At 57.8% G+C, this 11,708-nt stretch carries 13 protein-coding genes; all 13 read right to left on the bottom strand.

Translation table 11 applies throughout. The features are described 5' to 3' along the window. Positions 1–272: hypothetical protein (locus VL197_08490; protein ID HUJ18018.1), on the bottom strand; the 272-nt coding region annotated here is incomplete at its 3' end. A gap of 113 nt (positions 273–385) precedes the next feature. Beyond that, positions 386–664: a hypothetical protein gene (locus VL197_08485; protein HUJ18017.1), complete on the bottom strand. Its 279-nt coding sequence runs from the start codon at positions 662–664 to the stop codon at positions 386–388. Further along, positions 645–1,010, bottom strand: a complete 366-nt coding sequence (locus tag VL197_08480) for a hypothetical protein (GenBank protein ID HUJ18016.1) — start codon at positions 1,008–1,010, stop codon at positions 645–647. The genes VL197_08485 and VL197_08480 overlap by 20 nt, the downstream gene beginning before the upstream one ends. Positions 1,011–1,109: 99 nt before the next feature. Continuing rightward, positions 1,110–1,733, bottom strand: a complete 624-nt coding sequence (locus VL197_08475) for a hypothetical protein (protein ID HUJ18015.1) — start codon at positions 1,731–1,733, stop codon at positions 1,110–1,112. 29 nt (positions 1,734–1,762) lie between these two features. Further along, positions 1,763–2,317, bottom strand: a complete 555-nt coding sequence (locus tag VL197_08470) for a DUF4136 domain-containing protein (protein HUJ18014.1) — start codon at positions 2,315–2,317, stop codon at positions 1,763–1,765. Positions 2,318–2,427: 110 nt separating this feature from the next. Further along, positions 2,428–2,892: a hypothetical protein gene (locus VL197_08465; protein HUJ18013.1), complete on the bottom strand. Its 465-nt coding sequence runs from the start codon at positions 2,890–2,892 to the stop codon at positions 2,428–2,430. Between the two features lie 186 nt (positions 2,893–3,078). Further along, complete coding sequence (locus VL197_08460; protein HUJ18012.1) at positions 3,079–3,696, bottom strand: lipid-binding SYLF domain-containing protein; 618 nt, start codon at positions 3,694–3,696, stop codon at positions 3,079–3,081. A 102-nt stretch (positions 3,697–3,798) separates the two neighbouring features. Then, the gene (locus VL197_08455) at positions 3,799–5,268 is read right to left on the bottom strand and encodes an alpha-amylase family glycosyl hydrolase (GenBank protein HUJ18011.1); all 1,470 of its coding nucleotides are present in this window, start codon (positions 5,266–5,268) and stop codon (positions 3,799–3,801) included. Further along, on the bottom strand, positions 5,265–8,006 hold the full coding sequence (locus VL197_08450; GenBank protein HUJ18010.1) for a glucosidase: 2,742 nt from the start codon (positions 8,004–8,006) through the stop codon (positions 5,265–5,267). Before VL197_08450 ends, VL197_08455 begins: the two co-directional genes overlap by 4 nt. Positions 8,007–8,247: 241 nt before the next feature. Further along, positions 8,248–8,517 (bottom strand): hypothetical protein, encoded by a 270-nt coding sequence (locus VL197_08445; protein ID HUJ18009.1) that lies wholly within the window; start codon positions 8,515–8,517, stop codon positions 8,248–8,250. A gap of 39 nt (positions 8,518–8,556) precedes the next feature. After that, positions 8,557–10,188: a mechanosensitive ion channel family protein gene (locus tag VL197_08440; GenBank protein HUJ18008.1), complete on the bottom strand. Its 1,632-nt coding sequence runs from the start codon at positions 10,186–10,188 to the stop codon at positions 8,557–8,559. A 15-nt stretch (positions 10,189–10,203) separates the two neighbouring features. Next, a complete protein-coding gene (locus VL197_08435) occupies positions 10,204–11,313 on the bottom strand; it encodes a hypothetical protein (GenBank protein HUJ18007.1) in 1,110 nt (369 codons plus the stop codon). Positions 11,314–11,339: 26 nt separating this feature from the next. After that, on the bottom strand, positions 11,340–11,708 hold a 369-nt coding region (locus VL197_08430; protein HUJ18006.1), incomplete at its 5' end, for a hypothetical protein.

Raw genomic sequence — 11,708 nt, 5'->3', positions numbered from 1 at the left:
TAATAGTCGAACGTGACCTTGTCGCCCTTTTTCACCTGATTGAAATTCCTCGCCTCCTCTCCGACCTTCAAACTGACGAGGTCGCCATGCGGGCCCCTGAGGGTCACGGTGCGGGCCTTATAGTCGATTGATTCCACCGTTGCCGTTATGCTCGACGCCTCGACGACTGCGCCGCCGGGTCTGTCGCCTTTCTGATTCTCCTTCGCGTGCGCTGCACAGGTAAGACCTGCAACCAGAACAAGTATTGCCGCTATTGACCGTATTGATCTCATCGACTACCTCCTTATTTATCGGAATGATTCCACTGCTGTCTCCTGGAACTGTCCATCACTGAACGATCTTTTCTCAAGAACGCGTCGCAACCGAGCTCGTGGTCCGTCCGTCGTCAACGGACCCGTCGATAGGCGATCCAGCCGGCGATCGCGGCAAGCGCCAGGGCCGCAAGCGACACAAGGAACGCAGCGGTCACGGGCGACAACAGCGCGGCAAAGTACAGGTAAAGGCCCCACAGGAAGAAGACGGCCGAAACAAGGACCAGGAGCGCAGCGATGACGATGAAGGCAAGCCCCCAGCCCAGGTTCACCAGTATTCTGCGCAGCGCCCGGGCCTCCGTCTCGATCAGATTCAAGAATGCTATGAAGATGTCAATGACGGCCTTTATCACGGTATCCCCCCTGTCCCATCAGTTTCGCGATGATGAATCCCAGTCCGAATGCCGTTGCCGCGGCCTCCACGGGATGACGTTCTATGAGAGCGGCAAGGTCTTTGAAGAGCTGTTCGCCCCGGTTGCGCACATCATCGAAGGACTTCCGGACGTCCGCCCATTGATCGTCAGCCTCATTGCGGGTAGCATTGCCCGCCTCTCTCTGGCCTTCGGTCCGGCCTGTTTCCCCGTTCTCACCCCCAGCGTTCCCACTGGCGCGGGCCGAGAGCGCCGCAATCTCCTCGCGCAGCCGCGCGAGCCCGGCCTTGAGTTCCTCGATTTCCTGTTCTCGAACATTCCTCGTCAAAGTCTATCCTCCTTCGCAAGCATCCAGACAGATTACGGCTCATTCCATCACCCCGGGGGCCGGGGACGCCAAGTCCCATGATTGCCGTACCGCAACGGTTCAGAACGTAATGAAGACGCCCGCATTCGTGGTGAATTGCGAGAACAGGTCACCCTGCACACTGATCGCACATGCTCCTGAGGAGCAGAAGGCCGAGCCGCTCCCGTTGAACAAGGTGCCGAACCACCTTCCCTCGAGCCTGAGACCGACACGGTCCGTTGCGAACAGCTTCACGCCGCCTCCCAGACTGAGGGAAAACTTCGTCAGCGCATCAAGCCCCGGTCCCTTCGGGACCATGTGTGTGGCGCCGAGGGATCCCACCACAAAGGGCCTTACCTTCCCGGAATCCATGCCATAAGTCCCGCCGACGTGAAAATACTCAATGTCAAGATCAAACAGGGGATTTCCCGTGAACAGCCTCTCGTTCGCCTTCAATTGCGTTGCCTGGCGGCTGAAATACAGCTCGATCTGAGACTGCTCGTCCTGTTTGAAGTCCACCATGACACCGTAATTGGCCGTCTCGTCCACCTTCAGAGTTTCGCCTGTCACCGAATCATTGAACTCGCCGCCCCAGGTGTAACCGGCAAAGGGGGTGACCTCGAGACTCGTCGCCATCGCGGGAATCGGGGTAAAAGCCGCCACCAGAATCATTGCGGAAAATGCCACCAGACGCGTCGTTCTCATGATCAATAACCTTCCTCGTATCCTTCCCTCTACTTCCTGACCTGCGGCGGGAAGTTCTTTAAGAGTTCCGCGATCACCTGGTTGATGCGCTGCTGCTGCTCTTCAGGAGAACTCTTCGGCTGGATCGCAGCCGTGGCAGTTCCCTGCCAGATGAGCGTGTTGGTCGTTCGATCCAGAAAGCCCAGGGTAAGGGTGCCCTCTTGTTTGACCCGAGGCTTGCTCTTCCCGCCACCCACGGAGATCGTCCCCGCCCTGCCAACGGGAATACCGACAGAAGCGCCGACTGCCGTTGAGCCCGACTCTACCGTTTTCTTGACCCCCTGCAGTGAGATCAGGAAATCAGGGGACTCGCTCGATTGGCCGTATCCCTTGGCCCCAAGTTGCGTGTTCACGGCCTGCGTGAGCCGCTTCTCGGTCATGTTCTCAATCTGGCTGCCGGGCGGTGACGGTATCCAGTCATAGGTCTTGAGCTTTGTGAAATCATAGGCAGTATCGTAGTCATAATCGACCACGAGCGGCGTTGCACAGCCGGCGATGAGACTCAGGATGAACACTACGATGAAATCTCTTGCGGTCCTTCGCATATCCCCCTCCTCCTGTCGTGTCTGGATGTCCTTCCGCCAGTTCAGCGTCTGCCCGACTGCGCCGCTTTAGGTGACGAAGACACTATCTATCCGCGTCGGCCGCAACTTCTTCACCGGACGACGGGTATTTTTTTTGCAAGGTCATAATCGATCACTGACTGGATCTTGTTCTCGAGCTGGAAGTAACGGGCCACCTTCTTCGGAGAAAGAACGGCGCTGAACTTCTTCACGTAGGCTTCTTTCAGCCTCAGCTGCTCCCGCTCGATAGCGAGGAACTCGCGGAGCAGGACCCTCGCCTGTTCATCCGTCAGCGTCTCATAGTCCCTGAGGTAATCGGCAATCAGCCGTGACGACCGATCATGCACGGGTCTGAGCGCATTCTGGTATTCGTCGTACAGCGGCCAGAAAGCATCGGCCTCCTGTCCGCCAAGCTCAAGCGTCGTGGCCATGATCTTTTTCTTGTTCGCGAGAATATCGGCCCGCGTCTTTTCGACGTCTTGCTGGTCCTGCGCGTACAGTACTCCCGACAGCAGGACAAGGGCTGCGATCGCCTGGACTGCCAACCGTTTGTGCATGGAGACCTCCCTTATTCACATAATGGCCAGATCGTTCGCTTGCCGCAGATCACAGCCGGTTTTGGAACAATAGATCACAACCTCTGAACTAAGTGTAGCAGACGCGGTATGTTTTTTGTGAGCCCGAAAAGAGCTGATCCCTGTTGGTCCTTCCTCATGACCATACTGCTTCGGCTGTCAGTTGTGTTATTTCTTTTTTGGCGTGAACTTGAACTTTTGTCCGCCGATGGACGCTTCGAGCATCAGGCCGCCTTTTTGTTTCACAAAAACGGCCATGCCCTTGCTGTATTTAGCCTCTGCCTGTGCCATATTTTGACCAGCACTTGCTCCTGCGGTAGTTCCCTGACTACCGGCCTTTGCCTGTACACCGGCGCCGATCGCAATGCTCGATGCCTCCGCGTCGAACGCGAAGTTGCCGCTCGTAAAATTATCATAGGCTGCCTTGTTCTCGAAAAAGATGATCTCACTGAACGACTCTCCGCCGGCCTGAAGGCCCAGCGACAGCTCCAATAGGGATGCCGTCCCGGCTATCTTGCCGCGCTGATACACTCGCCCGTTGCCGTAGGATCCTCCGACGACTAAGCCGCCTTTTCCAATGCCCGGAAACACCGCATACCCGTAAGCATTCTTGAAAAATGGCTGAACAGACTCCTCTTGTTTATATAATTGGATCGTCTTTGAATAATCGTCGGCTTGTGCCGCGATCGAAAGACTCGATGCGAACATCATCACAACCAGCAACAGAGAAGCCTGTAAACTCTTCCTTTTTCCCTCATGACACGACAGTAGACGTACACTTTTCATTTCGATAATCCTCCTCTTAGAGTTTGTTGGAGACGTTTTCGTTCTCCAGGGAAACGGTAACGCTATCAAGGACTACACAATCATACCTCAAACACCTGCAATTCAAGTCAGTTTGAACACGTGGTATTGCCACGGCTTCATTTCCACGTACAGTCCGGCATCGCGCATCTCGTCCCCACTTCGGTCGTAGGTCTCGTTGGACAGCACATCGCTGAGGCGCCACGTCTTTCCTCTCAGTTCATCCCACGGCATCTGGACACGCGCCTGGGAGGTTTCCTGCCCGAAATTGATGACGATGAGGCAACGTTCTTTGTCACTGGCCCAGCACCAGGCCAGAATACTCAGAAAGCTCTGGTTGTCGGCCCAGCCGCTCCGCTCACAGAGGCGCCATTCACCATTGAGAAAGATATCACGATTGGTCTCCTTCAACAAGCGTCCGTAGAAGGCCGCGAGGTCATGATCAACGGGCTCTGCCGGGCGACGTCCCAGAAAGACCGGCAGCCTCTTCTTCCTTCCCTCAAATTGTCCCTCATGCAGCAGCTTTGCCCCGGTGAGGGTGAGGACCACAACTGCCGCAGCGCGCCCTTTTGCGTCCGGAAACGCGGCAGCAGCCCGGGGCTCGTCATGGTTCTCGATGAACCGGACCATTCCGCGCTGGTAAGAAGGATCCGCCAGAAGGTGCTCACGCACATTCTCGGCATCCCCGTGTTCCATCCGGTCGTAGAGCTTCTTGTCGTAGCAGTAGTCGAACCCCTGCTGCTGCAGTTCCCACTCGAGGTCCCAGTATGCCTCGGCGATGAACCTGAACTCCCGATACTTCTTCTTGATCGCCGGTATGACCACGGCCCAGTAGTCGCTGACCGGTTTTGCTCCTGCGCGTGCCCCCCAGGTGCGTTCGAAGATATTGTTCAGCAGGAGCATGGCCATGTCGCACCGGATGCCGTCACACTGTTCGGCAATGCTTGAAACAGTATCGATCATTGCCTGCCGCAGCCCCGGCTGAAAGGCATTGAGCTGGAGCACATCGGGCCAGGCAGGGAAATAGGGGTCCCGGCCGCAGGCAAACACCTTCCCGCCCGACTCGATAAAAGACTCCGGATCGTTCCTCGCATCGTCAGCGCTCCCCTGCACGAAATATTCAGGATGTTCGCTCACCCAAGAGTGGTCCGGTGCCACATGGTTCGGCACAAGATCAAGGATGAGACGAATGCCGCGCTGTGCGAGAGCTTTCCGGGCTGCTGCCAATCCCTTCGGACCTCCGAGGTGCTGAGCCACGACATAGCGCCGCACGCAGTAGGGCGATCCGACGTTGTCCTGCGCTGAAAAGTCAGGGAGGGCTCTCTTGAAATCATCGAGGAGCCCTTTGTTTCGCATGGAGATGCCGATGCCGGCAGGGCTCCGCTCCCAGACCCCCATGAACCAGACGGCGTCAAAGCCGTGAGCGATGGCACCCCACTCCTGCTCGGGAACCGTGGCGAGATCCACAGGTTTCCGGTATTTCAGGCTGAGCTCGCGCAGCCAGACCCAGGTGTTGATCTCGTAAATAACGGGATGTCTGGGCCATGTTCTCATGTCCTTACCTTTCCAACGACGCGTTCGCCCTTCGCGAACACGGTCGCCTTGCCACCTTCCAGGGCCTTTTTGGGATCCAGAAGGCCATAGAGCTGGATCAACTCGGCCACAAGCCCGGTCCAGCCGGTCTGATGGCTTGCGCCGAGACCGGCGCCGTTGTCGCCGTGGAAGTATTCATAGAAGAGGATGTGGTCGCGCCAGTGAGGATCGGTCTGGAACTTCTCTGTCCCGCCGTACACCGGCCGCTTGCCCTTTTTGTCCCGGAGGAAGATATTGGCCAGCCGGTCGGAAATCTCCTTGCTCACCTCGAAGAGGTTCATCATCTTGCCCGACCCCGTGGGACACTCGATCTTGAAGTTATCCCCGTAGTACAGGTAGAAGTTCAGCAGCGACCGGATGATCATCGCATTCACCGGCATCCAGACCGGTCCCCGCCAGTTGGAGTTGCCGCCGAACATCCCGGTGTTCGACTCGGCAGGCAAATAGTCCACACGGTGCTCCTGGCCGTTCACATGGAACACGAAGGGGTGCTGCTCATGGAACTTCGAGAGCGAGCGGATGCCGTAGGGGCCCAGGAACTCGTTCTCGTCGAGCATCTTCGTGAGTATCCGGCGCAGCCGATCCGGATTCACCAGGGCCATGATCCCTCGGTCCGCCACGCCGAGATGTCCGGGGCCCGTGGGGTGGATGGTCTTCACGAGTTCAGGCATCCGACCAATGCGTATGAAGATCTGCTCCATCGCACCCGGAATGCGTTCCCGCTGCAATTTCTCGATGACCGTGGTGGCGCACAGGGGGAGGAGCCCGACCATGGAGCGCACCTTGAGCCTCTGGGCACTTCCGTCGGGGAGGCACAGCAGGTCGTAGTAGAAGCCATCCTCGTCGTCCCACATGCCGTCCTGGCCGGAACGGTTCATAGCAGCGGCGATATAGTAGAAGTGCTCCGCGAACTTGACGACCATGTCCTCGTAGGTCCGGTCATGGGCGGCGAGCTCAATGGCGAGTTCCAGCATGTTCTGGCTGAACAGTGCCATCCAGGCAGTGCCATCGGCCTGCTCGAGGTGGCCGCCTGTCGGCAGCGGGGCGCTGCGGTCGAAGACGCCGATGTTGTCCAGTCCGAGGAACCCTCCCTCGAAGACGTTCTTGCCGAACCGGTCCTTGCGGTTCACCCACCAGGTGAAGTTCAGCACCAGCTTGTTGAACGTTGCCCTGAGAAAATCGATGTCCGTCTCGCCGCGCAGGGCCTGCTCGGTGCGGTGCAGGAAGAGCGTCGCAAAGGCGTGTACCGGCGGGTTCACGTCGCTGAAATTCCACTCATAGGCAGGCATCTGGCCGTTAGGGTGCAGGTAAACGTTCTTCAACATCAGTTCCATCTGGTCCTTCGCGAAGTCGGGGTCGACAATGGAGAGCGGGAGGGTGTGGAAGGCAAGGTCCCATGCCGCATACCAGGGATACTCCCACTTGTCGGGCATGGAGATGATATCCTGGTTCACCATATGAAACCACTCCGAGTTCCGGGAGTTCCGATAACCGTGATGGAGCGGATGGGAATTGTGCTCCTCCAGCCAGCTGTCGCCGTCGAAGAAGAAGAACTGCTTGGACCAGAGCATGCCCGCGATGGCCTGGCGCATCACGTTGGCCGCGTCCGGGGATACCGAGGGCGGAGTAACGGACCGGTAGAACTCGTCCGCCTCCGTGAGCCGTGACGCGAAGATGGCGTCGAACTCCGGTCCGAAGGGCCCGGCACCGCCGTTGGCGGCCAGGCGCAGACGCACGGTCGCCGACTTACCCGGACCGACGACCTGCCGGTAGTGTGCCGCTACCTTTGTACCGGTCTTTTCGGGGTTCACCGTTTCCCTGCGGCCCAGGACCACGAAGTCGTTGATGCCGTCCTTGACGTACGTGGTGACACTCGTCTGGCCGGGAAAGAGCCTTTCGTAGTTCGTCGAGTTCTCGGTAAAAAGCAGCGGAACTTCTCCTTCACAGGAAAAGATGAACTGACCCAGCAGCGAATGTGTCGCCTTTGCCGCGCTCGTGCCCGCGGGTGACTTGATCTGGCTGATATCCGGCTTCCCGGCAGCCCTGTTGGATTGAGTGATCCAGTCAGCCCAGTCGTTGCGGAACCAGAGTGTGGGCAGGAGATGCAGCTCCGCAGCCTCGGGCCCGCGGTTGTGGGCCGTGATCTTGATGAGGATATCCTCTGCGCCGGCCTTGGCGTACTCAACGAAGACGTCGAAGTACCGGTCGTCATTGAAGACCCCGGTGTCGAGAAGCTCATACTCCATCTCGTTCCGGTTGCGACGCTTGTTCGTTTCCACCAGTTCAGCATAGGGATAGGCAGCCTGGGGGTACTTGTAGAGATACTTCATGTACGAGTGTGTCGGCGTGCTGTCGAGATAAAAATAGTACTCCTTCACGTCCTCGCCGTGGTTGCCTTCGCTGTTGGTGAGGCCGAAGAGCCGCTCCTTCAGGATCGCGTCCTTCCCGTTCCACAGGGCGAGAGCAAAGCAGAGCCGCTGCTTGTCGTCGGAAATGCCGGCGATGCCGTCCTCGCCCCAGCGATAGGCGCGCGAGCGGGACTGATCGTGGGTGAAGAAGTTCCAGGCGTCGCCGCCTTCGCTGTAGTCCTCGCGCACGGTCCCCCACTGCCGCTCGCTGAGATAGGGTCCCCACTTCTTCCAAAGAACCTTCCCCTTTCGGGCCTCTTCCAACCTTTTCACTTCCTCGCTGTTATTCATTTTCATTGCCCTCCTTAATGCTCTTCACCCTCGTGCGCGATGGCCATGGTCACCAGACCGGTCTTAACGATCAACGATGTTTAGTTCACCGGTGCGACCAGTCGAGCAAAGAGCTGGCTCTCTTACGAAGTTCTGCTTCCTCAGTCCGATCCGGATGTGCAAAGCCAACTACCTGGTCCGGATGGCTGCGCGTGCCTTAAGAGACGTCGTTGCAGCAGGGCTCTTCGTAGAGAAGAACGGATTACGGCTGTTCCATCTCCCGTACGATCTTGATGACAACACCGGGCATTTTGGGCGGCGGAGGCACGACCTCGATGCTCCGGATGCTGCTGAACGGGATAACCAGGAGCCGATTCGGGCCCGGTATCTGCAGAACGAGCGTCCCCGTCTGGAGCATCTCCCTGATCCGCTCGGCTACATTCGTCTTTTCTTCCGCCCGTGCATACTCGAACCGCTGCATGGTCCCATCCAGATACTGGACCTTCAAGTATGCTGTTTTCATCTCTGACATCTTGTTCCCTCCTTCCGATGTCCCTTGTACATGATTGCCCTAACCGTCTACAGTCTGGTCATCCGGCTTAGCCGGCGGTTGGTACCACTGTTCCTTGGGCACGACCTTGGCCTGCGCCGGGTCGCCTTCGTAGGCCGGGGTCATGATCTGCACGCCATACTCGTTGAACACGTCCAGGATGTTCCGGTGCATCTCCGAATACAGCGCAGCCATGCCGTGCGCATCATTGGAGTAGGCATTGAGCTCGTAGGTCACGCAAAAATCTCCCAGCGAAGTCTGTAACACAAACGGTGCGGGCTCCTTGAGGAGCCCCGCCGTTCTATCGGCCGCGATTCGCAACATCGCGTCGACCTGGCGCCATGACGTCTCGTAGCCGATCCCCACCGTGGTGTGCAGGATGAGACCTCGGGTGCGCGCGAGCGAACTGTAATTGACGACGTGGCTATTGAGGATCGTCGAGTTGGGTACGATGATCTCCTCGTTCTTCACGGTATGGAGATGGGTGACCTGTAGCCTGATCTCAGCCACATCGCCGATCACCTCGCCGATCCTAACCCGATCTCCGAGCTTGTACGCACGTCGATACGTGAGCATGTAGCCGGCAACAATATTCGAGATGGCCGAGGAAGAGCCTAAGGACACGATGACCCCGAGAAAGAGCGAGAGGCCTTTGAACGCCGGGGACTCGGAGCCTGGGATATAGGGATAGGCCACCACCACCGTGAAGGCGAAGACGGCAAGCCTTACGATCTTGTACGTCGGGATCGCCCACTCTGCGTCGAATCTCGAGAACCTGATCGTGCCCCGCTCGACGCCAAGAAAGAACGCCCGGAGGAGATTGAGGGCATAGCGAGCGACAAAAAACAGGATGATTAAAAAAACGAGCTTCGGTAGATATTCAAGGACGGCAGTGCCGATGCTGCCGAGCGGTGCAAGAACAAGGTCAAGAAAGAGTGTGGCGTACGTACGCGTCCAGGGGAAGAGGCTCAAGACCAGACTGATATAGAAAAAAACGGCCAGCAGGATAAGGATGACCCGGACGGCCTTCAGGCTTCCCCGGATCATCCCCCATATCCATTCCGTGCGGACGATGTCATGAGATATGGCCTGGAGCTCCCGGATCCTCGCAGTGAATCTCACTTCGACCGCAGCAATGAGCCTGCGGAAGGCCCGGTCAATGAGCAGGACCAGCGCGATGAGTCCGAGCGTCGCACCAAGTGCAGAGGCGGCTCCCCGGAGGATATTCCGGGAACCGCGGTCCCGGCGGTATGCCTCGACGGTTGCCCGAATCTTCGTCACATATACTTTGGCTAGAATCTGGCGTGGCACCTTGTCCAATTCTGCATCGGCGTCAAAAACGGACATGATGAACCGATCGCCGGCCATAATGTCGCTGCTGTGGTCCGATTCGACGGCAACGATCGAATCGACCTTCAGCTCCGGGTCATCGGCAAGCGCTATGATCCTGTCTGCGATGGCGGCCGCGCGCTCCCGGGCCGGATGTGCAGAAATTCCCCGGACCTGGAACAGTGCCGATCCGTCGATCCTCACGGACTCGGTCTGCACCGCGGCTTCCCTGTCTGCGACAATCTTCGCAGGTTCCGAGGAAAGCGCAACCTGGCCGCTTGCCAGGGTCAGGAGTACTGCAAGGGTGATCAGATACTTTGCCATCCGCTGTGTCCTCTTTCAGTACGCATACCCGAACTTCAAATAGATGCCGTTGTTGTCCTTCTTGCCCTGTGCGTACTCCAGGTTCGCTACCATCCCTTCCTTCGGCTTGATGACATACTGGATACCCGCTCCGTAGCTGGGATAGATGTTCTCGCTCTCGTTGCAGTCCTGGCCGTTTCCGTAGAGACAGCCGACGCCCGCGAAGACCGTTGCGCGCCAGTTCTTCGCTAACTGCACCCGCTCTTCTGCCTCGACAGACGACATATATTTGCCCAGGTACTGACCCATCTTGTAGCCGCGCAGCACGATAGGCGCATAAGCGCTCGGGGGCGCGTCGAAGGTCCATTGGTTGCTCTGACGGACGGCAAGGACTTGGCCGTCCCAATGCTCCCAGAATACCCGCAAGTCCAACCGGTACACGTCGAAATTATTGTCGCCCGCGATCCAGTCCCGGTAGGCGATGTTGTTCATGTTCAGATACCAGCCCCGGGTCGGGCTGAACTCGATGTCCCGGGAATCGTGCAGGACGGCCAGACCGATGCCGCCCGCCTTGAAACCGGTGAGTCCGAGCGTCTGCAGCATCTCTTCGTTCAAGGCATTCTGGCCGATGATCTGGTAGTTTGTGTTCAATCCCTGTAAGCCTGCGAACCAGTCGCCCGTCACGCGATAGAGATAACGACCGACCAGGGCGTGGAGGTTGTCCTCGGTCTTCAACGGTTTGCCCGTTCCGAGAAAATCGTTATAATCGTTCTTGATCAGACCGTTCGGAGCGGCGATGACAAGGCGGTGATGGTCCTCGCCCCACGATGCTTTGGCTATGACCCCGATGATCGCGGAATTCGTCGAGGTGTACATGCCGTTCATGCCAAACATGGACACCTGCGACTTTTCGTCGAAATAGTGCATGTAGGCAGCCATAAGACCGAGCGTCGTGCCCAGCTTCGGGTTCGAGGAGAAGGTGGGCATGACCAGCCATGGCGATTCCTTCTTTTCCGTTCCGGCCGTCACAGATTGCGCGGATGCGACAGCTTCTTTCGTAGGAAGCGCATCAGCGGCCAGGCCTCTGCCAGGAGCGAACAACATACATACGACGAGGGCCAACACTACGACAACAGGTTTGAACACCGTGAGAGCCTCCTCATTGTCCTTAGTCACTTCACGGACAACGTAATCGTCTGAGAATACTCCACCACCAGCATGTCTCCGCGGTGGATCTCGTTGAACCGTTTCACCTCCGGCCCGATGTGATAGGTCGTCCGGACGCCATCACGGTTTTTGAAGGAGATCATGCGGGTATCGTAGTCAATGGATTCGACCCTCGTCTTCAACATCCCCTCGATGCTGCGTACCATCGAAGGCTTTGCACCCGGCACGGCGTTGGTCTGCGATTCGGAGCCGATGTTCATCGTATCTCCTGGACCGGGCTGGACCTCGACCGAGATGGTCTGGTGGGTTTCGACGGTCACTCTATCGCCTATTTTCACCCGGCCAAGATTGCTCACATCATTTCCTACCTGAAC

Source organism: Nitrospirota bacterium, assembly GCA_035516965.1.
In the GTDB taxonomy this organism is placed as follows: Bacteria; Nitrospirota; UBA9217; order UBA9217; family UBA9217; genus MHEA01.
This window is presented reverse-complemented; position numbering and strand designations above follow the sequence as displayed.